The organism is Corynebacterium pilbarense, from assembly GCF_026930265.1.
GTDB lineage: Bacteria > Actinomycetota > Actinomycetes > Mycobacteriales > Mycobacteriaceae > Corynebacterium > Corynebacterium pilbarense.
In genome coordinates, this window is the sequence record NZ_JANRML010000004.1 from 1 (window position 1) to 25,957 (window position 25,957).

General features: G+C 53.8%; 20 protein-coding genes. 3 read left to right on the top strand and 17 right to left on the bottom strand.

Annotated features, from left to right (window positions below):
• Nucleotides 1-177: 177 nt before the first annotated feature.
• The 8 genes from NUW87_RS04540 to NUW87_RS04575 all read right to left on the bottom strand — a co-directional run bounded on the left by NUW87_RS04540 (nucleotide 178) and on the right by NUW87_RS04575 (nucleotide 8,352).
• Complete coding sequence (locus NUW87_RS04540; RefSeq protein ID WP_269027564.1) at nucleotides 178-1,233, bottom strand: D-alanine--D-alanine ligase family protein; 1,056 nt, start codon at nucleotides 1,231-1,233, stop codon at nucleotides 178-180.
• A gap of 91 nt (nucleotides 1,234-1,324) precedes the next feature.
• Nucleotides 1,325-2,278 carry an NAD-dependent epimerase/dehydratase family protein gene (locus tag NUW87_RS04545; RefSeq protein ID WP_269027430.1) on the bottom strand — a complete coding sequence of 318 codons (954 nt, stop codon included), beginning with the start codon at nucleotides 2,276-2,278 and terminating at the stop codon, nucleotides 1,325-1,327.
• Between the two features lie 9 nt (nucleotides 2,279-2,287).
• Complete coding sequence (locus NUW87_RS04550; protein ID WP_269027431.1) at nucleotides 2,288-3,250, bottom strand: UTP--glucose-1-phosphate uridylyltransferase; 963 nt, start codon at nucleotides 3,248-3,250, stop codon at nucleotides 2,288-2,290.
• Between the two features lie 122 nt (nucleotides 3,251-3,372).
• Entirely contained in the window at nucleotides 3,373-4,170 is a 798-nt protein-coding gene (locus NUW87_RS04555) for a glycosyltransferase family 92 protein (RefSeq protein ID WP_269027433.1), read from the bottom strand.
• A 285-nt stretch (nucleotides 4,171-4,455) separates the two neighbouring features.
• Entirely contained in the window at nucleotides 4,456-4,767 is a 312-nt protein-coding gene (locus NUW87_RS04560) for a hypothetical protein (protein WP_269027434.1), read from the bottom strand.
• Complete coding sequence (locus NUW87_RS04565; protein ID WP_269027436.1) at nucleotides 4,755-5,243, bottom strand: hypothetical protein; 489 nt, start codon at nucleotides 5,241-5,243, stop codon at nucleotides 4,755-4,757. The genes NUW87_RS04560 and NUW87_RS04565 overlap by 13 nt, the downstream gene beginning before the upstream one ends.
• A 687-nt stretch (nucleotides 5,244-5,930) precedes the next feature.
• Complete coding sequence (locus tag NUW87_RS04570; protein WP_269027437.1) at nucleotides 5,931-7,946, bottom strand: glycosyltransferase; 2,016 nt, start codon at nucleotides 7,944-7,946, stop codon at nucleotides 5,931-5,933.
• A gap of 16 nt (nucleotides 7,947-7,962) precedes the next feature.
• Nucleotides 7,963-8,352, bottom strand: coding sequence for a hypothetical protein (locus tag NUW87_RS04575; RefSeq protein WP_269027438.1), 390 nt, complete (start codon nucleotides 8,350-8,352; stop codon nucleotides 7,963-7,965).
• A 99-nt stretch (nucleotides 8,353-8,451) separates the two neighbouring features.
• On the opposite strand from NUW87_RS04575, the gene NUW87_RS04580 reads away from it, so the two are divergent.
• Nucleotides 8,452-9,780 carry a UDP-glucose dehydrogenase family protein gene (locus tag NUW87_RS04580; protein ID WP_269027439.1) on the top strand — a complete coding sequence of 443 codons (1,329 nt, stop codon included), beginning with the start codon at nucleotides 8,452-8,454 and terminating at the stop codon, nucleotides 9,778-9,780.
• A gap of 344 nt (nucleotides 9,781-10,124) precedes the next feature.
• Here NUW87_RS04580 and NUW87_RS04585 read toward each other — a convergent pair whose 3' ends face one another.
• The 7 genes from NUW87_RS04585 to NUW87_RS04615 all read right to left on the bottom strand — a co-directional run bounded on the left by NUW87_RS04585 (nucleotide 10,125) and on the right by NUW87_RS04615 (nucleotide 20,796).
• Nucleotides 10,125-11,201 carry a hypothetical protein gene (locus NUW87_RS04585; protein ID WP_269027441.1) on the bottom strand — a complete coding sequence of 359 codons (1,077 nt, stop codon included), beginning with the start codon at nucleotides 11,199-11,201 and terminating at the stop codon, nucleotides 10,125-10,127.
• 4 nt (nucleotides 11,202-11,205) lie between these two features.
• A complete protein-coding gene (locus tag NUW87_RS04590) occupies nucleotides 11,206-13,143 on the bottom strand; it encodes a hypothetical protein (protein ID WP_269027443.1) in 1,938 nt (645 codons plus the stop codon).
• 325 nt (nucleotides 13,144-13,468) lie between these two features.
• Nucleotides 13,469-15,415 carry a hypothetical protein gene (locus NUW87_RS04595; protein ID WP_269027445.1) on the bottom strand — a complete coding sequence of 649 codons (1,947 nt, stop codon included), beginning with the start codon at nucleotides 15,413-15,415 and terminating at the stop codon, nucleotides 13,469-13,471.
• Nucleotides 15,412-18,087, bottom strand: coding sequence for a glycosyltransferase (locus tag NUW87_RS11755; protein WP_269027446.1), 2,676 nt, complete (start codon nucleotides 18,085-18,087; stop codon nucleotides 15,412-15,414). Before NUW87_RS11755 ends, NUW87_RS04595 begins: the two co-directional genes overlap by 4 nt.
• Entirely contained in the window at nucleotides 18,084-18,431 is a 348-nt protein-coding gene (locus NUW87_RS04605) for a hypothetical protein (RefSeq protein WP_269027447.1), read from the bottom strand. Before NUW87_RS04605 ends, NUW87_RS11755 begins: the two co-directional genes overlap by 4 nt.
• Before the next feature lie 47 nt (nucleotides 18,432-18,478).
• Complete coding sequence (locus NUW87_RS04610; RefSeq protein WP_269027448.1) at nucleotides 18,479-19,837, bottom strand: hypothetical protein; 1,359 nt, start codon at nucleotides 19,835-19,837, stop codon at nucleotides 18,479-18,481.
• 218 nt (nucleotides 19,838-20,055) lie between these two features.
• Nucleotides 20,056-20,796, bottom strand: a complete 741-nt coding sequence (locus NUW87_RS04615; RefSeq protein WP_336296911.1) for a DUF6270 domain-containing protein — start codon at nucleotides 20,794-20,796, stop codon at nucleotides 20,056-20,058.
• Nucleotides 20,797-20,947: 151 nt separating this feature from the next.
• Here NUW87_RS04615 and NUW87_RS04620 point away from each other — a divergent pair, with 151 nt between their 5' ends.
• Nucleotides 20,948-21,811, top strand: a complete 864-nt coding sequence (locus tag NUW87_RS04620; RefSeq protein ID WP_269027450.1) for an ABC transporter permease — start codon at nucleotides 20,948-20,950, stop codon at nucleotides 21,809-21,811.
• A complete protein-coding gene (locus tag NUW87_RS04625) occupies nucleotides 21,801-22,616 on the top strand; it encodes an ABC transporter ATP-binding protein (protein ID WP_269027451.1) in 816 nt (271 codons plus the stop codon). Before NUW87_RS04620 ends, NUW87_RS04625 begins: the two co-directional genes overlap by 11 nt.
• On the opposite strand, the gene NUW87_RS04630 is transcribed toward NUW87_RS04625, so the two are convergent.
• On the bottom strand, nucleotides 22,613-24,511 hold the full coding sequence (locus NUW87_RS04630; protein ID WP_269027452.1) for a glycosyltransferase family protein: 1,899 nt from the start codon (nucleotides 24,509-24,511) through the stop codon (nucleotides 22,613-22,615). The two genes, NUW87_RS04625 and NUW87_RS04630, sit on opposite strands and share 4 nt — an antisense overlap.
• 45 nt (nucleotides 24,512-24,556) lie before the next feature.
• Complete coding sequence (locus tag NUW87_RS04635) at nucleotides 24,557-25,945, bottom strand: glycosyltransferase family 4 protein (protein ID WP_269027453.1); 1,389 nt, start codon at nucleotides 25,943-25,945, stop codon at nucleotides 24,557-24,559.
• Between the last annotated feature and the right edge of the window lie 12 nt (nucleotides 25,946-25,957).

Consider the following 25,957-nt stretch of genomic DNA (forward strand, 5'->3'; position numbering starts at 1 on the left):
TGATGTCCAATAAGTGACCAGACTCCGCGTCCAAAAACTCACCAGACTCCATGTCCAAAAAGTGTCAAGACATGACATGTTTAGGCCGAGAGCCCTTCCACTAAACCGGGCTGAGCGAGGCCCCATAAGATTCTGGCGTATTTCGGCTACTCGAATGCATGGGACCGCCCCAGCCTGCTATCCACGCTGCAACGTCGCCTGGATCAGCGTGCTCAGCAGCTCCGGGTAATCCACGCCGGTGGCGGCCCACACCTGCGGGTACATGGAGATGGTGGTAAAGCCGGGCATGGTGTTGACCTCGTTAAGCACCGGCCCGTTGTCGGTGACGAAGAAGTCCACGCGCGCCAGCGACTTGCAGTCCAGCGCCTTAAAGCAAGTCACCGCCATCTCCTGCAGCTGGGCGATCAGCTCATCCGAGTACGGTGCCGGGATCGTGGCGGTGACGCCTTCTTCCAGGTACTTCGTCTCAAAGCCGTAGAAGCCCTCCGCGGAGTCCTCAGTGCCGTTGAGCTTGGCGGGCACGGACGCGGCGATAGTGCCGTCGGGGCGCTCCAGCACACCGACTTCCACCTCGTCGCCGACCAGCTCGGCCTCGACGATGACCTTGCCGTCGGACTCCAAAGCCAGCGACACCGCGGCCGGCAGCGCCTCCCAGCTGGTCACCTTGGACACGCCGATGGAAGACCCGCCGTTCGCGGGCTTCACAAACACCGGCAGCCCCAATTGCAAACGCTCCGCCTCGGTGAGCTCGCGCGCCCCGTCCAGGATCACCTCGCGCGTGACCGGGATCCCGGCCGCGGCAACGAGCTTTTTGGTGTACTCCTTGTCCATCCCGCACGCGGAGGCGAGCACGCCCGGGCCGACGTACGGCACCCCGGCCAGCTCCAGCATGCCTTGGACTGTGCCGTCCTCGCCGTACTTGCCGTGCAGCACCGGGAAGACGGCGTCGACGGTGGTGATGGGCTCGCCGGAGGTGACGTCGTAAAGCAATCCTTTGCGCTGCGGATTCAGCGACAGTGCCACTTCGCGCCCAAGCTTGACGACGGGAAGCTCCGCCCCCTCCGCCGGATTAGTCACACCCTCAACCCAGACACCTTCCTGCGTGATGCCGATGGGAAACACCTCGTACTCGGCAGGCATGTGAGACATGACCGAATCGGCGGAGATGCAGGAAATCGAGTGCTCGGTGGACATGCCACCGTACAAAACAGCTATGCGGATCACGGGGAGCAAGCCTACCGGTTGGAATCCCACCAACAATCCTTCCGCTGGCGGTAAACCTTCTGGACCCGACAGACGCTAAGGCGAAACGGGGAGTTTCCGTTCAATTTCCGCATGGTGATGGTTTGCTTCGGAAGTACTCCACCGTGCGCGCCACGCCCTCGTCCAGCGACACTTGCGGCGTCCAGCCAAGCACGCGCTCCGCCTTTTCATAGCACAGCGATGAACGTGCGACATCACCCAGACGGGCGGGCTCATCCTTTGGCTCATCCGGCGCGCCGACGGCCTTCGCCACTGCGGTGTGGAGCGCCCGGTCGGTCGTCTCCACGCCCGTACCAATGTTGAAGCGTTCGCCCTCGCCTGCCTCCGCGGAGGCGAGGTAAAACGCACGTGCAACATCTCCCACGTACACGTAGTCGCGGGTGTTCGTGCCGCCACCGAACACGCAAGTCGGATTACCGTCCAGCAGGTTGCGAGAGAAGATCGCCACCACGCCAGCCTCTCCGAGTGGGTTCTGGCGTGGGCCGTAGACATTCGCGGGTGCGATAAAGCTCGTCTCTAGCCCGTAGAGCTGGCGGTACACGTTCAGATACAGCTCGCCAGCAACCTTCGATGCCGCGTACGGCGACTTTGGATCGACGTGCAACTGCTCTGTCGCCGGCAGCTGCACCGGCTCACCGTAGATGGATCCGCCGGAAGACGTGTGTACCACTCGGCGCACACCGGTTCGTCGCGCCGCCTCTGCAAGACGGATGGTCGCGGTGATGTTCATTTCGGCGTCAAGCAGCGGATCCTCAACCGAGCGACGCACGTCAATTTGGGCAGCCAGGTGGAACACCACCTCGGGTTCGACGCGCCGGAAGATCGCTTCAAAATCCGCGGCGCAGATATCCTGTTCGAGGAGCTCCACCGCACCGGATTCAAGGTGACTAGCGATGTTCTCGGTTCGCCCCGAGCTCAGATTGTCGATCACCGTGACTTGGTGGCCGTCCCCCACCAGCAGGTCCACAAGGTGAGAGCCGATAAACCCGGCACCGCCGGTAACAACCGTCTTCATACGGACTCCTTAAAGACCTTCTTTGACCTCGGGGTGTTCTGCCTCGAAGTCGGCGATGATCTTCTTCACCGCGGTGTACAAAGCCGGGCCGTACTTCTCGTCTCGCAGACCAAAGTCCACATTCGCCGGGATGTACCCGCCCGGGTTACCCAAATCGTGGCGCTTGCCCTCATGCACCACCACATGCACCGGATGCCCCTCAGAGATCATCAACTCAATCGCATCCGTCAGCTGCAGCTCACCACCCTTACCCGGTGTGATCCGGCGCAGCGCGTCAAAAATCCCGCGGTCCAACAGGTAGCGGCCGGTAGCCACCAGCGTCGACGGTGCATCCTCCACAGCAGGCTTTTCCACCATGCCTCGCACCTTCAACACCTCAACGCCGTCAATCTCAGCCTGGGCATCCTCGACGTCGAACACGCCGTAGTTGAACACCTCCTCACGCGAGACGTTAAACGCGCACAACACCGAACCACCCAACGCATTGCGGACAGCGACCATCTTGTCCATCACACCAGCCGGCAACACCAGGTCATCCGGCAGCATCACAGCAACCGCATCCTCATCGTCATCCAACGCCTCCTCAGCGCAGCCCACCGCGTGGCCAAGCCCGAGCGGCTTATCCTGGGTCACCGCCACCGCCTCAATCAGACCGTTGGCGCGCGCCACCTTGTCCGCCTGGGCCTGCTTGCCGCGGGCGACCATCAGCTCCTGCAAGTCCGAAAACTCGCCGAAATGCCGCATGATCTCTTCCTTGTTCGGCGCGACCACCACAGCCAGCCGCTGCGCACCGCACGCAGCAGCCTCCTCAGCAATCAGCTCAATGCCCGGAGTATCCACCACCGGCAGAAGCTCCTTCGGCACCGTCTTCGTCGCCGGCAAAAAACGAGTCCCCATACCCGCAGCCGGCACCACAACAGTCTTCACCGAAGCGCGCGCAGCATCAACAGGGTGGTCAGTAGAATTCTGCATAAACGCAAAGCCTACAGCCTAGAAACGAACACTCTACTCATGCTCCAAACGACGAGCTCTTAGGAAATAAGTCCTAAAACGAAATGCTTTTTCGCGCTTCAGAAAAGTCCATGCCTAGCGTTTCATTCGCCACGCGAAAGATTATCTATGTGGCTCAGGTTCCAGCCCCTTAAAGATTCATCTTCCACTGCGTACTCGATAGGAGTCTGCTGGTTCGGAAACTTGTAGTGGTGAAGTCGCGCAACCTCGGGAGCGACAACGTCAAAGGCCCCCTTCGACACCGCATGAACCGACACCATCGGCAGTGAATCGGCCAATTTAACGATTGATTTCACTCGCTGGTCCCACCCCTTGCCGTAAGCAACAACATCCTTTCTCGCCCATCGTCTTGTTCGCTCCCTAACTCCCTCGCCTTCGACCCACCCTTCCATGTCGAAGTTGAAGTTCAGCAGCCTAAGTCTTGGTTTATCCGCCGTCTCTACTAGGTCTTTAACAGTAGCAATCCCAGGTAGCGCGATGTACTCATCAACGTCGATGATCGCAACCCAATCATGGGGAAAACGCATTTTCAGGTCCGAGAGCTTCCCTGGCAATATTTTGTATTGCCTATCCGAAAGAGGGTCGACAATCGGCAAGCCGGATTCCGCAATATACTGTGCATTGTCCTTTCTCCAACGAGAGATCCGTTGCCACTTTTCTCCAGATGGAAGACAATCGAAATACTCCCCTTGAGGGCCAAGGGTAGTTACTTCTACGGTCAAGTTATAATCCACGCTGGCCTGCTGAATAACCTCATAGCTGTCGTCATTCGGGTTATCGAGCACGATGTGGAAAAATTCAAATCCTATGCTTCTGTGATAGCAGAGCCAGTCTACGAGTCTCGCCGAATCCCCTCTTGACATCGTTAAAATATGCAGCACTATTTTTGCCCCTCTTCTAAGAATAATCCAACGCCGAAATCAACATAAATAGCATGCCAAAAACGTCATAAATGAGTTACCGCTAACACTAGCGCACTTAAGCCAACGTATCGCAAAGCTCCTCCACTCCTTTGCAGTTGCCCAACTCAGAATCAGACGCAGCTCGACTAGCGTTTCCAGCGCTCATCAACAGAGTGTTATGTCCATGGATATTTTGGACGCGGAGTCTGGTGACTTATTGGACACGGAGTCCAATGGCTTTTTGGACTCCGACTAGTGGCGGTCTTATTGGTCGGGTTTGTGTTTTTTCGGCCGGGGTTTGTATAGGTCCGGGCGCAGTTTCGGCGGTTGACGGTGCTTCATGCCTTCAACGAGGTTGATGTTGATCTGGCCGCCGGTCGGGCGGTGTGTCAGCCTGCTCGGCAGCGGCACGCTGAACAGGAACTCACCGTCGTGGGCGGTATAGAACTCCGCGATGTTATCGTGGGTGACGATGCTGAACAGCTTGCGGCTTTTAAACCGCCGGCCGATGTAGAGGCTGTAGCTGCACACCGCTACTGTCCTGTGCCGGTTGATTTCGAGTTCTACTGGCAGCACGCATCGATGGTGGCTTCAAGCTCAGCGAACGTTCTGGGTGTGCGCGCATCAAGAAATTGCACCAGGGTGCGCCGCGCGCGTTCATCCTTACCCTGAGCCGTTGGCGCAAAGCCTGCAATAGCCATCACGCCTTGTTCTGCCAGCCTCACTTCCGTGGCTGATAAACGACCGCGGTGATAGGTGGCAAACGCTTCGCTGTTGTCCGACAAGATCTCGTGCGGTTTGCGGTAGCGGGCAAACGCCTCTTTGAGTGTGGTGCGTGCATCGGAGCCGTTTTCGGGCAGCTTAAACGCTTTGGTTCCGACATCGAATCTGCTGGCGGCGTCGAAGACCTGGTAGATGGTGACCTGGGTGTGAGCAACGTCGAACAGACGGTCTTGGCGACATGATCCTTCACGTTTCGGAACGTTTCGCGTGAGATCCCTTCTGCCATGCAGAACTGCGTGATGGTTTTGTCGTCGCGGACACGATCGCAATCCGCGACCTTCCTACTAAATGCGGTGGAATAGCCATCCGGCTATTCCACCGAAGTGTCCAACTAGGCATCAGACATCATGGCCAACAAGTGACCAGAGAAATGACACGCTCACCAGCAGAGCAACACGCCCACTTGCCTAAGCAAGTCCGCCAATCCTGAATCAATGTCTCCGGCGGTGATATCCAGCCGGATTGCCCCTAAATTGAGCTCCTCAGCTAGCAATAGAGCCACTGCCAAGTGGGGCCTTATTGTTTCACCTAGACATGCGAATAGCTCGGAATTACTTGAGACAATAAGCGATGCTGGAGATTTAAGACTACCGCTCCAGCTTGAACTGCTGAGAGATACGAGAGAATCTCTGTCATTATCAGCCATCGTGGTCGCCAAACGTATAGAGCGCGCCCCTCTAAAAATGGGTTTCGGATAGTACTCAATCGGATTGGAAAAGAAGTCCATACCCGCGTGCGCGCTAATAGCGGAGGCCGTGTTTGGTCCCATCTTTTGGGGCACGACGAACTCTCCGCCACACCACGGTCCAAATATGAGGTACAGAGCAACCGCTTCAAGCTCCGGGTTAATTTTGTCAGGAAGGGCATCTAGAAGCCAGGTCCTAGTCGGTGGCTCAGCATCATATTCGGACAGCTCAACGGTGTACGCGACCTGCCGGTGCGTATTTCTGCTCTTACTAATCCGCACTTTCCTTCTCCCAGTACTCTTCGCCAAAAATCATCCATGCAGAGTCCTTACTGGCAACCGCTTCGACTTGATCGGCACCACAAATCTGAACTTCCCACGGCAGGTTTACGTGATCTACGGAATCATCCTTCTTGATCAATACAAACCTCTTTTCGAGGCCCCCGGCGGCAATAACACTGCGAGCACTCTCCAGGATCAAACCGATCTGGCCTGTACAACCAGGAGCGTCCCCATTCTCCATCGACCTCGGTACGACGCTGAAATCAAGATTTGCCTGACGCGCCGTTACGAGGTCACCGAAAGTTGCATTCCGGACTATTGCAAGCGGAACGAGAGGGACTTCCTCATCACCAGTAGAGATTTCTGCACGCACCAATTCACCGTCCCATTGGTCAGGGATCGGCGAACCGGTGGTCACCGCCAAGACGAGATCGCGGCTAGCTATGTGATCAGGTAGGTACAGGGCCGCCTCGCTGAGCATCTCGTCTCTTGGAGGCGTCTGGGGGTACTCGCCCATCTCTCTGGCCTCGGCAGCGATGTTTTTTAGATCGTCCGGATTGAGGCGCCATTGAATGAACTTCAACGCTGAGCTCGCGCTCGCAAGTTGCCGATCGGTATCGGTTACGGTTACTTGCCTGCTATGCATGCGCCTGAAGGTCACCGGTTTTCCTACATGGGTGAGTTTGAGACCCGACCGGAGGAGCCTAAGCATAATGTTGTTGTCCACACCACTGGTTAGTGTTTCATCGTATTTTAGATTACGAATAACGTCCGTACGCAACATCCATGTGCTGTGCCCCGGCGCTGTACCGTTCGCCATCGCTGTCTCAATAGAGGGGTTCTTCGAAACGATCAGCTTCAGCTCCCCCGTCGTATCGTCGAAGTTGACAAACGACCCGACGTTGCCCATTGTCCCAGGTGTCAAACTGGCGATGTGCCATTCCAGTCGGCGCGGATGCATTAGGTCGTCGTCATCAAGAACCGCGGTATAGATTCCTCGGCTCTTTTCAGCAGCAAGATTTCGAGCCGCTGAAATGCCCGCATTTTCCTGCCAGAAGTACCGGATCCGCTCATCCCCAAAGGCCTCCACGACCTCTCGGGTGTTGTCCTCACCGCCGTCGTCAACTATGACGATTTCAAAGTCCTGCATCGACTGAAACAGCACCGACTGGATCGATTCACCGATTAGATCAGCACGATTGTGAGTACACATAGCGACGGTCACCAGCGGTGGAGCGTCTTTAGGCTTGTGCTCCCAATGCAAATAGTTGCGCACAAAAGATTCATCGTTGTAAACGATGTCGCGGTTCCTCATCACCGTAGCCCGTCCCTCTTCGGTCTGGTCTACGATCGCACGCGTCGAAGGGTGCCACATATGGTACATCCGCACATCCGGGTCATTAACCCAAACCGTTTTGAAACCCGCACGGCGGGCCCGCTTCGCAAAGTCGAGGTCTTCCCCACCATAGGTATGAAACCGCTCATCGAAGCCACGGATTTCGAAGAACCCACGACGAGAAATCGCCATCATTCCGCCCATTCCCCACCGTGGCCGAAGACGAGAGTTACGCTCCATTTCATCCCACGCCGTGGGGTTCGCAGCTACCCACTCATCATCCATCCCCTCGGGCAGATCGCGGCACTGCAGGAAGTAAGCCGCTTGTGGCTGGGCAATTGCGGTTTCCACAATCTTCTCGAAAGCTTTTGGTGTGAACACCATATCGGCGTCAGTGGAGACAAGAAGTTTGCCATTACTAATCGCAAACCCAGCGTTTAGCGCACGAGAACGCGACCAGACTTCAGCTCCGGCGGTGTAAACATAGTTGCACCCAAGCTCCTTCGCCAACGATTCGTTAACCTTAGGATCGACCGACCCATAGTCAGAGATAATCACTTCACCGTTGAATCGGCCGAATGAGCCTTGGATACTCTCTACCGCAAGACGGATACGCTGCAGGCCCCAGTCTCGGAATCCGATGACAACCGAAACGTCGACCGGTTTCACTCCAGATTGATTCCGCCTAGCTGACATTTGTAGTAACTCCGATCTGGGTTAACTTGTTCATCGTCGACCAAGGGGCCTGAATCTGCAGGTCAACGCATTCAATCTGCGCCACCTCACGCTTTTTAGCCCAACGCATTACCTCAACCGTCAATTTGGTAGCGCCATTAGGCAGGTGAAAAAAGCTTGTAAACCCCGTCTGCCCACCGTTCTGGGCCCGGTTATATACATAAAGGGAATTTAGTGCGAGAGAAAAATGCAGCTTCAACTCTTTGGCGATTTCCCGCGTCGAATCAACTCCTAGAAAGTTGATCTTGAAAACATAGTCTTTTGGGACCAGTGAGCCGTCTGCACGAATCGCTAAGCGGGCTGGCACAGCCGTTAGGGTTAACGGGAATTCTACTTGCATACGATATAAAATACCGTAGGCTCTAACGGATTCCGACATAGGCGATAGCTGCCGAAGTAGCCTTAACCACCATAGGGCGGGCTGCTAATCTGGCGATCTATGCGGATGACTGTGATTGGCACTGGTTACCTCGGGGCGACGCATGCGGCGTGCATGGCTGAATTGGGCCACGAGGTGCTGGGCGTAGACGTTGACGAAACCAAGATCGAGGCACTGAAAAACTCCAAGGTGCCGTTCTACGAGCCGGGCTTGCCCGAGGTGCTCGAGCGCAACATCGAGGCAGGTCGCCTGAGCTTTACGACGAGCTACGCCGAAGCCGCCGCCTTCGCGAGCGTCCACTTCATCGGGGTTGGCACCCCGCAGCAGCGCGGCTCCTACGCTGCCGACACCCGCTACGTCGAGGCCGTTATCGACGATCTGGTGCCCCAGCTCGAAGGCGAGCACCTGATCCTGGGTAAATCCACCGTCCCGGTCGGCACCGCCGCTGCCCTGCAGCAGCGCGCCGACAAACTTGCCGCCGAGCACGGCAACAAAGCCAGCGTCGAGATCGCGTGGAACCCAGAGTTTTTGCGCGAAGGCTACGCGGTCAAAGACACCATCGAGCCGGACCGCATCGTGTTAGGCCACCGCGCCGAGAACTCCCGCGCGGAGGAGATCGCCCGCGAGGTCTACGCCACCCCGCTGGAAAACAACACCCCGTTCATCGTGACGGATTTGCAGACCGCGGAGCTGGTGAAAGTCTCCGCCAACGCCTTTTTGGCCACGAAGATCTCCTTTATCAACGCCGTGTCCGAAGTCTGCGAGAACGTTGGCGCGGACGTGACCCAGCTGGCGGACGCCATCGGCTACGACGACCGTATCGGCCGCAAGTTCCTCGGCGCCGGCCTGGGTTTTGGCGGTGGGTGCCTGCCCAAGGACATCCGCGCGTTCATGGCGCGTGCCGGCGAGGTCGGCGCCGACCAGGCACTGACCTTCCTGCGCGAGGTCGACGCGATCAACATGCGCCGCCGCCAGCGCGTGATCGATTTGTCGCGCGAGGAGCTCGGCAGCGTGATCGGCCGCAACATCACCGTGCTCGGCGCGGCGTTCAAGCCGAACTCGGACGACGTGCGCGACTCGCCCGCACTTGCTGTGGCGGGCCAGCTTTCGCTTGCCGGCGCGTCCGTGCGCGTCTACGACCCGCAGGGCATGGACAACGCCCGCAAGGTCTTCCCCACCCTCGAATACGCCACCAGCCTCGAAGACGCACTTCGCGGCGCGGAGCTGGTCATCCTCGCCACCGAGTGGCAGGAGTTCAAGGAGATGGACCCGCGGTGGGCGGCGGAGCTCGTCGCAAAGCAACTGCTCATCGACGGCCGAAACGTCCTCAACGCCGACTCGTGGATCCGGAACAACTGGACCATCAGAGCGCTTGGGCGAGCCATTTAGATGCATAGCTCGTAGCGAAGATATTAAGGGCTCTTTGTGCATTCCCTCAAAGAGGACTATAGATGTCCCCAACCGTGGAGTACCAGTTGTGCCTATTCCTTAACACTCGGACCGGATCACCATGCCTAGCGGTGCAACGCTCTAGCTAACCCGAAATTCAGAGCTCCTTTTTTTATGTCCGAGGGTCTAGCAACAACGCGGTAAATTTAAAGTAGAGTCCGACCGGGTACGTGCTATCGTCTCCTCCGGCTGACCCAACGTGGTCTGCGCAAGGTGGCAGGCGGCACAAGCGCATTGAGAGCGATAGGTACTTTTTGTCCTTCGTGCCTCGAAACGACAGCCATTCATCCTTGCGCTCGAGCTTTAACGTACTCACAGAAGGCGTCTGTGACCATTACTGGTTCTCCGATGGCAGGAGAAGTGTGCATGAATAGACCTGGCGACGTGTTCACCTCGAGAACAACGGCGTTGTCTGCATGATCCAGCGATTGCACGATCATATCGACTGCTCCCGCCTCCAATCCAGGAATAGCCGCCACCGCGTTTCCAGCGATTTGTTTTAATTCCTCGCACACGAAAGGGGTCACTTCGACCGTTACTGCACCCGTCGAAAGGGTAGTCGCACCATTAAGAAAAAGGATCTGCCGCGCATTCAAAATATAATTTTCGTGATGCGAGGTGCCCAATTGCTTGGTCACTATCCCACGATCGACAACTAATTCGTACTTTGCGAGTTGAAAGTGCGACCTTCTCCTTCGCTTCTCCTCCTGAATAAGTTGGTCAACTGTCGACTCCCCGTCACCTACGACAAAGGGTTGTATTCTTGTAGCTCCTGCGACAAACTTCCCATCAATGACAAAGGTCCGCAGGTCAAACCCGATGGACTGCTCCTCAATGAGCACCAAACCGCCGTCCGCGACAAATTGCGTGGCATGATCCCATGCCTCGCTTAGTTCACCCTCTGTTTCAACGCCAACGGTGACGCCTTTCGACACAGCGCTATTGGTCGGCTTAACAACCAAGGGCGTCCTCAAAGTATGCAAAAGGCGTTGCCCGACTTGTTCGAAAGATGGCGCCAAAGCGTATCCCCGAGAAGTAGGAACGCCTGCATTCGCTAAAGCTTGCTTAGTGATCTCTTTGTTTCTACAAACTAGGTCAACATCTTGACCGTGGCGACTGATCTTTACCCCATAAACTTTTCCGACCAGTTCGCCAGCCTCGTTGAAGTACTTTATTCGTCTTGGATCTTTGCCTATCTGTTTACTACTCCAGCCAATTTTGGCCAATGAAGTGCGCATCATTTTCGGAGTCCCAGGAAACCCCTTGTACGGGTTATACTGGAACTCTGATGTTGGGAAAAAGCGATCTACAAAGGAGATGTGGTGTTCAAATAGTCCACCACCCGTATTGTACGTCGACACGTGCTTACTCCTGGTTTCCTTCGTCACTACTTCGATGTAGCTGATCCGACAGCAACACTTCTACCGTCAATTGTTCACCGTCTATCAGTGGTCTGTGGATAAACTGATCAGTCACCCGAAGCTCCGATGCTCGCTCCCAAGACAGTTTGCGGGTGACAGATTTCAACGGTGAAATAACCACCTTCACGCTGTCTCTTGCTCGGAAGCCGGCGATTGCAATAGCAACTCTCGATGGCCCTGCAGCCCCATCGGTTTCAAAGCAGATCCGTTCATTAACCTCGATTCTCCATCGAAAGAATCCACGGCCCCGTATGTTTTTGTACGGACTCTCCACCGTCAGCCACCTATCGCCGTCCTCTTCAACCGCGTGGAGCTCGGCTACCAACTCGAATTGCGGAGAAAAATGGGCTCCAGGCATTTGAAGTGGGCTAGTGGAAGCCCCCAGAGTCGCGCGGACTTCGCCAGATACGGTATCGACCACTGAAACATCTGAAAACAGAATCGCGCTTTTATTACTCTCAGTCTTTAGTGCCTTCCATTCTTCGAATAGCGTCGGCGCACCGTTAGCAGAAATCTCATTAAATGACGGCACCTTGCGCTGGATCAGCTCTTTAACGATGAGGTTGTCCATTTTCTCATAAGGCTCAAAAGAATCCATTAGCTCCAAAACATCCCGTGAAGCCATCGGCACTAGCGTTTCGAACGCCACGTCTTGTTCGTTTTGTATCTCAGATAGCCACTTGCCATTTTGCAGCTCCCAGTGAGTTAATGCCGCTCGGCTAAAGGCCTTCGGATCCTTCTCGTATCCCAGCTCTCTCAAACGATCAGTGGGGTCAAAACCTAGTTTTTTGCGGGATCGACTGCCGAGCTGGTCGAATGTCAAGTCCGGAAGGGAGACTTTCCGCACAATCTCGACAGCGTTCCCCCTCACGCTGAGCCAACGTTGCCCAGCAAAAGTCTCTGCGTACCTGGGTACAAGAGCGTAGCCATGACTACCTATAGTATTCTGCTTTATTACGGCTTGAAACTTCTTATCTACGTCAGGGGAATTGGGTTGATCACGATCGATCATCACCCTTTCTTTTAAAGGCAGATCCTTGGTTAGCTCCCGGACGATTGCGAAGTCGTTTCGCATTGTGTCTTGAAAGTACTTCGTACGATTTCGCTTGCGATGGCCATCTAGTCCGTAGGTATAACTAACCGAGTCTGGCCAATAGTCCTTCATCATCGCGAGAATGAATCGACTATCAAAGCCGCCCGAGATCGAAATTGCGAACTGCCAGCCATCCCGAACGTAGCTATCGAAAATGTTGTCGAACTTGCTTTCAATTAATTCGAGCCGATCCTCTCGTGGTAAGTCCGAATATCGGTTTTCGCGAAGCGGATAGTAACGCTCCACCTCGAGGTCCTTTACCCCTAGCCGGAAGTTTGGCAGCAGAATCTTCAGGTTACGGAACGGCGTGTAATCAGCTGCCCAGCGAAGAGCTTTGAAACTTCCCGGAAGCCGCTGATACTCACGATCATCCACCTCCGCTATCAATTTCAAGTGAGATGCAACTGTTCTAGTTTCTTCCGAATAGTAGACCGTCCTATTTCCCATTGCGTCGTGATAGACGTATGTAGACTCTCCGTCGCAGACGAAAAGCATATAGCGCCCCGCCAGGTGGTCCAATGCCGCTTCGAAGTCCGCCCGGTTATCAAGCCATGCCTGCCCAAACAAACGGAGCATATCGGACGGGTTAACATCGCCCTTGGTCCAAGCCCAATGACCGTGTATGCCTATTAAAAAGTCTCTCTCGCCCCAAGACGCATATTTACAGGATTTTTCCTTCCACAATGTCAGAGATGAAGGCAGATCAATCGACTCAAAATCTCGGACAGCCTCGAGCTCCCTCTCCGTTATCACGAACCCCCCGATGAACTCCCTGAGTCGTTCGTACACCGTAAACTCCATTCTTTGTCATGGCCCAGAAGTCTGCTTCGTTCGATCTTACGCTTCGTTGGGGACCCAAATCGGCGGGTGCCCGAGCGACCTATTCTTGATACGCCTCCCACTTGAGGCTGGAATACCCGCAGCCGATTCCCGCTTGTCGGACCGTGAGCGCTCAACCTAGCAAAATGTAGCTGAGATGCAGTTTGCTATTAACGGCAAAGAGCAGGCCGGACGGTGCCTCTAAACCAGTTGTTGTCCACGGCAAGTACCGTTTATTTCTTCACCTAGTGAATCTCGTACCCAGTAGAGCTGGACTTTGTAATCCGACATTCACTCAGCCGTTCCAGTCACAGCGCAGAGCAGGTTTCGCATCCGTCACCTTACGGGGATAGAGCTTGCAGTCATCCACTGAGATTCGCGTCGCTTCCGACCAGGAGCCCACGCCAGTCACCCTCTTGAGAAATTCCATCTCAATCAGAATTTCATCATTCGGGGTAACGTTATCAATTGAGAAATTTATTGGTACTCCTCTCTCCGCCCCATCGAGGGAAAAGTGTGAGATTCCGTTAATTCTGATTCCCCACGAAAAGTAGTCCTTCCCAGCGGGGTTGCTATACGGAACAACAACACGGAAAGCAAGAGTTCCCGTTTCCGAAAAGGGAGCGAACCTAATCACCAGTCGAGACCGCGGCCCCACCCACGTTTCGGGAATCCTGGAATATGTCTGAGCCGGAAGATCTCGAGCATTGCCATTTTCATCTAAAACGAAACGTGCCTCGATCATCCCGGATGTCTGCACGTTGAGCTCTCGCCATTCCTGGTAAAGCGACTGGCCTGAATTCACTGGCTGCCAGTTGAGCTCGGGAGCATTTCTTTCGATCAAATCACGGATAACGATCCCACTCTTCAGTTCATCTTCGGGGAATGCGCTCATCAAGTCCAATATCCGACGATTTGCTGCAGGAATCCATGTATCAAATGCGGCATCGAGTTCATTATGGATTTCCCCAAGCCACTTGCCATGACGTAACTCCCAGTAGAAAAGGAGTTGTTTACTGTATCCATGGAAATTCGAGCGGTACCCAAGATACTCAAGTCTTGCGTCGACGTCGGCTGGAAACTCGCGTTGAGCACTCGTCACTCGACCGTTGAACCCCGGTTTTGCGTGGGCCATCCGAGCCAGTTCTATCGCATTTCCCCTAATATTAAGCCACTTGCCGGTACGGAAGATTTCCCGGTAAGAAGCTACCAAATGTTGACCATGACTGCCGTAGGAATTCTTTTCAAGCAGGTCAAGTAAATCTGTCCCTACTGTGGCGCGATTCGTAACGTCGATGAATATGTGGTCTTTAAACTGTACCGATTCCAATAGCATTCTGACGATTCGGTCGTCGGATAGCATTGTTTGGCGATAGAATGTGCCCCCTAAGCCGCGTTTCTTACCGTGCGAGGGTTCTCCGTATGTGTAGCCCGTTAATTTGTGCCAATATGGTTTTGCCATCGCGAGAACTAGACGACTGTCGATCCCCCCTGTGATGGAGAACGCGACATTAGGGTTGTCTTCAAAGTAAGACCGCTGTGAGCAATGCCAAATCCGCTCGATCTCAGCGTATTTTTCCTCACGGTCAGCCGCTAGAAAGGGATTCTCCCTTCTAGGGTAAAATCGTGAAACATCAAAGCTTGGAAGCTTTAGGAAAAAATTCGGGAGCAGGTTGAAAATCCCCTTTGCGGGAGTGAAGTCAGCAGCCCACTGAACAACCTTTAGTCCCTTTTCTATCTCGAAATTCTCGTAAAGATCCAGCTCCTGGACAATGCGAAGGTGCGAAGCCACTATCCGGTTCTCAACAGAATAATAGACTGTTCGAGCGCCTAACGTATCGTTGTACAAGTAGGTTTTCCCAGAAAGCCCTACAAGAATCACATAACGGCCACTCAAGTACTCCAACTCGTCGTGAAACTTGTCTAGGTCATCTTGCGCTTGCGCAAGCAGATAGCTCGCGGTGTCTTTGCCCTCCCCCTTCGGAGAGGTTAGGCTCCAGTGCCCTCGGATTAGCAGAAAGTTTTCGGAATCCCCCTGCACAAACTCTTCCGAGACCGCATCGTCGCTCCACCAATACAGGCCATTTGGGAGCTTCTGTTTTCTAAAATTCGCCACCTCTCCGAGATCCCTCTCAGAAAGAACGAAACCTCCAACAAATGGTTTCAGACGTCTCGAATCAACGCCCTTACTTCTGGCAGGCAATTCGCGGCTGAAGCTTTGGCCGCCCTTGGACTCGCTCACAGATCTTCTTCCATTTCAGCTTTAATCATCAGAGATTGGAATTGCGGGTTTTCCGTAACCCGTGGACCATACATTGAAGCGATTTCGTGAATACGCGAAATGCTCTCTGCCCGATCCTCACCAATAACATCTTTCAGCTTCACCAGGTACCACTTCTCAAGGAACGCCATAAAGCGTGTATCGGAGTAGTGGTCGATGAGGCCAATCTCCTTCAACCAGGACGATCGAGACTCCTCCAGTGGCAAGTACTTTCTATAGAACTTCGCCGAGATAGAGTTCACCGTCGAGTTGGCGACCTCCGCATAGTAGACGTGAACCGGAGTTGGCACGACTGCGATGCTTTCGGCGTAGTACAGCATCTGCTGGAAAAAGTATGAGTCTTGCCCGACAGCGCCCTCCGGCTGCTCGATACCTGTGCTGCGGAGCCAGGCGGTTTCAGCGATGAGAGCTTGAATACTCATCGGCTGATACTGGGCTGTAGCCAGCAAGTCGCGGTTGTTGCCACCGAGGTGGTAAATCCCTTCTCCACTTCGTTTGATTCCAGCTGATTTAAGAGACTTCTTGAGGTGCCAAGAATTGTTAATGACACTTCGAGTTCCCTTGAACTTGACCATGTTTCCAAGTGCGAACGAGAGCGGCTCAGAGCGCATTAGCTCAAGAAGCTGGATATAGGCATCTTCCACTTGTTCGTTGTCCGGATCTAGGTAAGTAACGAACTTTGTGCGCGCGAGCTCAAGGCCCTTGTTTCGGGGGCGAGAAGCGCTACCCGATCCCCCTGGCGGGAACCGGAAGACTGAGACATTTTCGTAAACCTGCTCAAGTACGGCTAGTGCATGAAGCGTTTCCTTATCCGTCGACCCGTCGTCGACCAGAAGAATTTCTGCCTTCGAGAAGACAGAGCTCCTCCGCAGCGATTGGAAGCACTTGTGAATCAGGAACTTGCCGTTGTTGTAAACCGGCACAATTACAGTCAGATCCTTTGCCGCCGGCGAAGATACTACTGTATTTGAAACCGCAGCGGTCCTCACCAAAATCGCCCGCTCAATGGGTGTGGTGCCAAAGGTCTCCCCCGGCTCCAGCCAAGTAACCTGCAGGGTCGACCTCGGCCCCGGCTCCCCGAATTCATAACAGGTCCGCGGGTCATCAACTGAGCAAAGCTCTACTGCGTCGGCGTCGCTGTAGCGGAAAGCGGCAACCGCGTCTGCGACCAAAAAAGGAGAATCGAGCGATAGGTTGTTGGCGAAGATGACGACATCGCCATCCTTGCTGCCTTGTGTTTTTGCAAGCTCGTCTCGAGTGAGCCATTCAAAGTCGAAGTCTCCGTCCTGAGAAGCCACGAAGTTCGCGAAGTTCTCCTCATCATCAGCGACGACGAGAATGCGATGCTCGGTTTTGGTGTGCGGCACTCCAACCACATCGAGGATTTGATCGACTCGTTCAAACGCAGTGTCATTGAGGAACACGTCTCGGATGCCGCTAGCTCGACCGTAGCGGAAATACTCCGTGCTCAAGTTATCAACGAACTGCTGAGCGTCTATCTCAGAATCGACGATTGCAACATACGGGTAGAGGGAATTCACTCCGTTGCTGTAGTTAGATAAAACGGTCGTACCGGTCGCCAGCAGCTCTACAACGCGATTGGCGAACATGGTTGAGCTTGCCGTAACTGAATTAAGGTTTACCCCAAAGGGGAGAAGCCGTTGAATGCGATGAACGTCTTCGTGCGAGATCGGTCTCCGCAGATGCGGAAGAAAGTCATCCGGGTAATTATAACGGGATAGATCGCTTTTGAAATCGCTCTGGTCCAAATCCGCATTGCGGTCAAAAATCGACAGGTCGAGGTGGGAATCCTGGACCCCCTTGAAGATTTTCTCTGCCGCTTGTGCACGAGATTTGTATTTGTGCGCAAGCCACGATCCCGCAAAAACTACATCGTTACCGTCAAATCGCTCACTTCCAACGGGATTGGTTCGCTCGAAGTTGACCGCGAAGCGCAATGCCTCGACCGGTGTTCCACCGCCCACCGCTTCCTGGTACTTGGGCACCATTTCTTCAGCGGACGTGAAGATGAAGTCCGCTTCCTTCGCAAGACCAAGGAACTTCGCAAAGTTCGGCGGGTCTTCCTTCGAATAAAAAACGATCGGGATGTCCAGCGACCGAGCAAGTGGAGCGGCCTTTTCGGAGAAAAGCCGACGCCCTTCAGAGTTCGCCCCACCGAACCCATGCCATTCGTCCTCCAGCCCTCTCCAAGCGGAAACTACGAGCAGGAGGTCCAACGTCGGAATCTCTTCGTCCAAGTTTTCCGGGGTCAAAGGCACGAAATCGGCCGCAACTCGAAGTGATTCGTAAAGAAATCTATCGGCGATGATGCCAATTCGAACGTTCCTACGCTTGTCCCAGCGCTGGCGGCTAATAGATGGCAGGGAATCAGCCTCTGCCAACATCTCGTCTAGTCGTTGCGAAAACTCGCTGTCATAAAAATCGACGCGCTGTTCATAAGCTTCGCGGGAATTGGTGGGGTCGAAAAAAGCATGCTTCCCCGATAAAGCGTCGCGGTATGCCAGTGTGCGGGTGTACGAACGAAGGTCCCGGGACGCCGATTTGGTTGCTTTGGCTTTAGCTTCCAGCTCAGCCAGGCGATCTAACTGCTTTTTTACGGCCGCGTCCTTCACTTCTTTGCCTTCCTAAAAGTGCTTCTCATTGCCCAATACTTTTTCTTAATCTGCAAAACCCCCCGAGGTACGTCTTTGCCACGCAAAGAGTTCGGCAGGAATGGCAGGCCAGCGCGCTCTTCATCAGGGATGCCGAGCTTCTTTTCTAGGACGCGGACTCGCTGTTTTAATTCCGCAATCTTGCGGTCTCGCCTTTGAATTCCGGCGAGGAGTTTTCTATCCCGATCAATTTCAAAGAGCAGAGCATCGCAGGTCTCCTCTAGTTCGACGGTCAATCGCCGAACTTGATCAGTTACGTCTTGAGGTGACTCGAAATCTTCGACCGGTCGTATTTGTTCTGCCACGCCGCTAATACTTTCTCTTTGACAATCGTGGTTGGACGCACTCAACTTTATTGCTGGTCAATTTTATCCAGAATGATCTTATAGACACGCTTACTCAGACGCTCCTCAAACGACTGCTCCAGCATCGGCACGAGAATCCTCCTCGTATTAAAAGGCAATATTACATCGGCCGCCATCTCATACTCCGCGTAACCTCCGGCGGCCCATGAGCTCAATCGGCTTTCCCAATAGAAGAGATCAAATGGGTGGAAAATCGCGTGCTCACTCATATCAAGCTGGGTGTAGTCAATGTATGAGTCCAGGTAGCAGACCAACTCCGCATTCTCCGCAAAGGACGATTGCGTGAATTTCGCAGCGAGACCACGTGCATTCAGAAGCGATGGGTCCCTTTCACGATAAAAGACAGTGCCAACCTCCGGCCCAAGCAAAATCGCCACCTGGCCGTCATGGTCCAATTCGTTGTAGAAGTTCTCCGCCAATGCGGGGAATCGTGCCCACCCTGTGAATGTCTTTGCATAAGCCTTTCTGAAGCGACTGGATTTATCGGACGGCTTCAAATCCATTACTAGGAACCGCAAGTCAGAGGCCACGGCTAGGTGGCTAGCCGCTACCAGGTCATTTCTGGAGTGGGTTGGGTTCTTCTCGAAGGAGTGGTAGGTGAATGCAATCGCATTCAGTTCATGCAGTCGGTCGAGGGTCGCTTTGAGAAACACTCGCGAGTCCCAGCCCGCGGTTAACCCGAAATAGAATGGCTTTCTCTTATCTATTCCGAGCTCGAGCTGGCGGTTGAGCTCTTCCTCTACCTGACGTGCTGTTTCGATCGCGTCACGCTTCTTTGGTGAGTAACCCTCCGAAGGGAAGAACCGAGAATGCTTTGCCTTGTGATTGTCCACCGTCAAGACACAGTTCGCCGTGATCATTGAGACCGCATCGTGCGGCGCCATTGCTCCGGGAAGCCACTTTCCGGCGGGGCTCTTGTAGTCAGGGTGATTTAGAAACGAACGCGACCTGTCTGTCGCCACCGCATCGATAGCGCGTGCGGTCAGAGTCGAATGTGAGGATGCAATCAAACCACGCTCCGTTACGGCCCAGAAACATGACCGACTTGCAGTCGCATCTCCGTAGATTCGCAAGGTCTCCCCGTTGACCATGAGAATTACAAACCTACCCCCGAGCCATGTGACGTACTCGTCCAATGCCCGAAAGTCTGAGCCGCTTCTCGCCGCTTCCATGAGAGTATGACAAATCTCGCGCTGGTCACTCGAATGCAAGTCTGAATCAATCGCTGTGCCGATGAGGATCGCAGCCCCATCGAAATCGTCTGAAACATAGTTTTCTACAGGCAAACGCTCGTCATGCCAGAGATCGAGACCACAGATGGAAAGATGTTCCCACCCGCGAGGCACAAAATGCGGCTCCGCACCTCTAGCGAAGAGGTATCCCCTACCAAACGGTGTTATTTCATCATCGCTTCTGCGGGATCGTGTGAGCAACGCCGGGCCTCGAGAGGATCTACCACGTTGCCGGTACGCCGACACCTTCGTTGTCATCGGTCTGGCGCGTCGATAAAACGACCCAAAAGGCCACCGAGCGGCTACGCGCTTCAAAATCCTGCGAATGGGCATTATGCCAATTTCCCCATTATGGTTTCCCGGAAAACATCGTAAACGCTTTCAGTGTAGTGAAACGGCGCAGGCCCCCACTTGTGATGGGAATCAGCGACCGTATCTTGCATCCGGAGAACCTCAAATCCGTTTGCCTCTGCGAAGTCCCAGTACCGCCGGTAGATTGCGTTATACGCGCCAGCCTTCACTGCTTCGAACAACCCAACGGTCTCGCCAGTTTCATCAACCAATGCCCAGTCAGGCGCTAGCAGTACCGTCTTTTCAACTAGCCCGTTCTTTTGGAGCACGTCCTTGAAGTGGAAGAATCGCTCCTTCCAGATTCGGAAGTGATCCTCTTCGCCGAAGTCGATGTGGGGGACGCCAGTGGTGATCCCGCTGTAGTTCTCCACTCGCCTAAACTCACCACTGTCTGTAACAAACGTGTCCACATCGAACTGCCAAGCGCCGAGTCGTTCAACATTCAAATCCCACAGAACCAAGTCGACATCCGAATTCTCTTCGACATCACGAAATAGCGAGCCTGCAAGATCGGCTTCGAGCATTCGACGCTGAAATTGACTGCGCAAGTCGACTTTGGGGACCAGTTTCGTTGCATCAGTGCCGGCAGAGATGAAGGATTGACGTGCTACGTACCGCTTGAGCTCAAGGGACTCTCCCAGAAGGGGGTCGATCGTGTCGCGACTAACGCAGCCGCCAACAATGAGCAGACTGTTTTTCGGTGATGTCACTTCTGTCCTCACACACTAGAGCAAACTGGTTAAATTCGAAAAAGTTTGAATAATCCTACTAGCCGCCCAACTCATCTCCCTCTTTTAGGACGATCGGCGAAAGAAGTCTAGATTATGGTCGTGAACCACAAGCCCAACGCGAATTGTTAGCTGAGGAAAGAACGTGAGTACGGTGCAGCAAAATCTCATCGAGGTCGATGACACCTATTTAAGGAGACTTAGCGCTAGGCCGGGCCTAGGCAAATATCTCGCACAACTTTGGCAGCGCCGCCATTTTATCTGGGCTGAGGCTAGGAACAAGGCTTTTTCACGAGGTAGGGACATGTACCTCGGGCGGGCGTGGATTGTGCTTCAACCAATTCTTGACACGGCCGTTTACATCCTTGTATTTGGTGTTGTCCTCAACATCTCTAAGAATATTGACTATTTCATTGGATACCTGGTTATCGGTGTTATTTTCTTCAACTTCATCACTAGAGGTCTAAATTCTGGCGCTGGATTGATTCAAAGTTCGAAAGGAATGATCTCGTCATTCTCATTCCCGAAGGCAGCGCTCCCCATCTCACTGACTGTCAAGCAGCTGCTTGACAACGTTGCGCCGGCGATCGTCGGTCTTCTCATCGCTTTCTTGTATCACGGGCTGACACCTAGCCTTGCAATCCTTACGGTGCCCGTGTTTTTCCTGATGATCCATTTGTTCTCTCTAGGAGCAATGTTGATCGTCGCAAGAATTACGGCGTTCATTCCCGATTTGAAAGCCCTTGTGTCTACTTTCACTCGCGGTTTGTTCTTCGTATCAGGCGTGTTCTTCGACATCCACCGATTTGATTCGAATGAGACCATTCAGTCCATCATGCTCGCAAATCCCGCCTACCAGTTCTTAACAGCGGTACGCGAGGCAACCATTTATCAAACCGTTCCTCCCCTCGGCCGGTGGCTCTATCTCGCTGCGTGGACATTTGGTCTACTCATTATCGGTTTGATCTTCTTCTGGGAAGCTGAAGAAAGGTACGCGCGTGTCCGATAAACCAACCGTTGTTGTACGAGATTTGTCTAAAACCTACCGCCTAACGTCTTCGGGTTCGATCCGTGGACTCGGAAGGAAGACCACTTCTGTCGACGCCTTGAAATCCGTTTCGTTCGTCTCCTACCGAGGCGAATCCGTCGGCATTTTAGGCAAGAACGGCTCAGGCAAATCAACCCTACTTCGGATCATCGCCGGAAACGAGTCTCCTACCTCTGGACTCGTACGAGTATCTACTGAGCCACGGCTCCTGGGCGTGTCAGCCGCACTTCAAGGCGCTTTGACTGGAAGGGAAAACGTAAGGCTCGGCTTGCTTGCTATGGGATTGCATCCTGACGAAGTTGCGCAACTAGAAGACTCCGTAATCGAATGGGCCGACTTAACGGATTCCATCGATCGGCCACTGCGTACTTATTCCTCAGGTATGTCTGCCCGTCTGAAGTTTTCCATCGCAACATCAGTTCGTGCCGAAATCTTGCTCGTGGACGAAGCTCTGTCCACAGGAGATTCAACCTTCACCTCGAAGGCTAAGAAACGCATGGATTCGTTCCTCGAGGAATCGGGCACTGTTTTCCTTGTGTCGCACGGAGCAAAGACGATTCAGGACAATTGTTCACGTGCGCTGTGGCTCCACGAGGGAGAAATCATCGCAGACGGCCCTGCCGAGTCGCTTACGAAGCGTTACAGAGTGTGGAGTAACAGAGCAGCCACCGGAAAGGACGATGAAGCGGAGAAGATCATTCGCGAAACAGCGGCTTCCTACACTCCTCCCACTATCCGTCTTTCCAGCGAAACTGCATCCCGCTAACACTCGACGTTGAGTATGCCCGATCCGAGCGCTATTACCCGGGCATTCGCAAAGATAACTTCGTCGTCGACTTCCCAAGTGTGTGCTACTGAAGGCGAGCGCATCTGGATGAAGTTAAAACGGTCCGCGGAATAGATGGTGTATCCACTCTTGACCGCACCGTTGAGAAAACCCGTGTCTTCGCCCTTAGTGCGATCCGGAAATTCCAGCCCTTCAGTCACCTGGCGGCGCCAGACTAGTGTCGGACCTGCCACAAAATCTGTGAAACACATTTCGTGGGCTGGATTCCTGAGCAAGAAGCTATCCGACTGCCCATGGTGCAAATACGATGCCCGCTTACCTACGATGTCGGCGCCAGAGTACTCAAGTGCGTTGATCTGATCCCGCAGGTAGTTTTCAAAATAGAGGTCATCGTCATCAAACTTGGCCAAGAAGTCGCCGGTTGCTTCGGCCGCCAAGTGGTTCATACATTTACCGAGGGACCACGACTTTGACGCCTGAAAGACCTGTCCTGACACCCCCTCAGGAAACTGCGCTCTGACCGCCTCTGGTTGTTCGTCGATCCCATGAAGCATCACCATGAGCTCAATTTCGACATTACGTTGCCGCGCAACCTGCGAGAAGAGATGACTCAACTGTTGCGGGCGGTTTGTCGAAGCAAGTATCGACACCTTCGGTCGTGCATCGCTTTGCTTCTCAACCAATCCAATCGAGCTAAGAAGAGTGAAGGCGCGATCGGTATAGGTGTGATTCTCCCAAATTTTCCGTTGTGCCCTGTGACTGATTCGGTCTCGGACTTCTGGGGAATTAACGATGCGTCGAAGCAAATAGCTGCCCCCTTCCACATCGCGGATGATTGGGACCTCATCCTCGCTGAACATTTCATGTAAAGCGAGACTGTCAGTTGAAACAACCACCGCACCGGACGCGCCCGCTTCGAAAATACGACGGCTGCACATCGTAGGGCTTTGTGTGATCGTGTTGACGTTGAGAACAACCTTGAACCTTTTGAAGGCCGACAACATCTTGTTGTGCGGCAACGCACCTTCTACGTAGCGCTCGTATTCTGAGGGAAACTGGTATTTATCTTCTCGTCCTGCAAAGCGGGAGAATATTACTAAACCGTCCTTTAGGCTTCGAGATGCTCGCACCGCTGCGTCTAAAACAAGTGCGATCTGTTGTTGGCGCGATTCAAATTTATGCGCAAAATACGTGCCGGCGAATGCGATGTCGCCCCGGCGTTCCTCCCCTGCTTTCAAAATCGGGTTATGAAGAACCGGCTGAGCAGCGAACGGTAGGACGCCCACGTTTGCACTTGGCAAAGCGGACTCATACTGCGGGACCAAATTCGCGTCTGTCGTGAACACGAAATCGAAGAGTTCCGCCGTCTTGATGAAGTCGTCGAAGTGAGCCGGATCCTCTTTATTCCAGAACACCGTCGGAATGCCACTAGCGTTGCACCAATCCACCAATTCCTTCAGCGCTGGAGATGGCGCGTTCGGTCCAGTCAGCTGATACTGCCATTTTCCTCCATTGCCGTTCCACGCGGATTCCACGAAAAGAAGCTCGAATGGTCGCTCGTCGCTTTGTGCATTGAGTACAAAGGACTCGCCGGGATTCACTGGGCGCAGGTCAAACTCGTACCCCCACGCTCGTTCGGAAAACTCATCCAAAATCGATCCAACCGCTATTTTTTGAAAAGGTTTTCTCGGGTTGAGCGCAGGAGTGATCTCTTCAACGTCAGACCACTCACCAAAAGACCTCGGGGCGACGCGTCGCGACAGAGCGAAGGCAGCTTTTTCTACCGCTTTCCGCGCTCCCTGCCTTCGCATAACATTCACGAAGCGCGACATGTCGTCACCCACCGAACGCGCTTGTTCTCGAAAATTGACCATAGCGGTTACTCCTTTACGTTTTGGTGTCTATCGTCTCATTCTTAACTACGCGTCAGGCGAGAGTGTTTCCTCGTAAGCTTGGAGCAGTCGTTCAGCACTGGACTGCCATGTCCGTGTATCCAAGAAGCCTTCCAGCTGATGACCATAAAAGTGGTCTGGATCCACAAGTGCCTTCCGAATCGCTTCGCTCAATGCTTCAGGATCATCGGGTGGAACATACGAAGCCAACTCACCTGTAGCTTCTCTAACCGCAGGAAGGTCGGAGGCAACCACTGGGATATTCATTCCCATCGCCAGCATCGGTTTAAGCGGGGTGACTGCCCTGCAAACTTCATAGTCTTTTCGTGGCAACACAAACACGTCTAATGCAGCACACCACACAGGAATAGTTTGGGGATCTTGCTTGCCTGCAAAGAGAACTCGATCTGTTAAACCCCTCTCATCTGCTAAATGTTGTAGAGCAGAAAGTTCTGAGCCGCTACCGACTATCAATGCTTTGGTGTCTACATCAAGGAATTCCAAGGCTAAGATAAGCGAATCGAGCCCCTCATAGTCGACGACCGAGGTGAATGTCCCGATCAGCTTTGTGCTCGACGGGATCCCGATTTTTTCCCTTGCGAAGTCCCTAGTAGGAGCTTCTATGGCCTCATCACGATCGAATCCATTCGGAACAACGTAAATGTTGTCCTTCGAAACTCCGCGTTCTTCAACGCGACGCCGTGACACATCGCTGAGCACAAGGACTGCAGAAGCCGCTTGCATAGCTAGGGTTTCGCGTCGCCTGAACTCTGCAAGAAAATCCCTCCTTCTTTGCCCCGAGTTCTCTAGCTCCAATGTCTTATCGCGCTCCCCGCGCACTTCGTATACCCATGGGATCCCAAGGATCCGTGCGACCTCGCTGATCAAGCTCGCATTCCTGAAGTCTGTCGTCGTGTGCAACAGAGTGATATCGAGCCGCCGTGCTATCTCTACAAGCAAATTAATGGCGGCACGCCGATTCTTGCCTCTCTGCAAAGACATGCGGCTTGGTAGCAACAAGAAGTAATCGATGCCGTCAACTGAAACGGCATTCTCTGTGGGAACTACCCCAATTGTCGCCGGATATCCCACTCTTGTGGCTGGGTAGACAGCTACATTTTGCCGCCTGAGTTCGTGGAGAAGTTTTTGAGTACGCACCGTGTATCCACTAACTGTGTACGGCTGCGCACTATTGACAAAATACAGGACTCGAGCTTCGCCACTAGGCTGCCGATTAACTGATGGAAAAATTGGATCGTCTAAGTCTTGCCACGAGGTAGTATCCGGAACTCCCGCACGAGCAATGCTCTCTACAGAAGCAGGAAGTCTGAAGCCACTTTCCTGGAGCTTTCGGCCAATTTTTACGGAGACTTTCTGTAAAAACGGTTTCGGCCCCGACAAGAAGTCCGCCGCCATCGCAGATAGAAA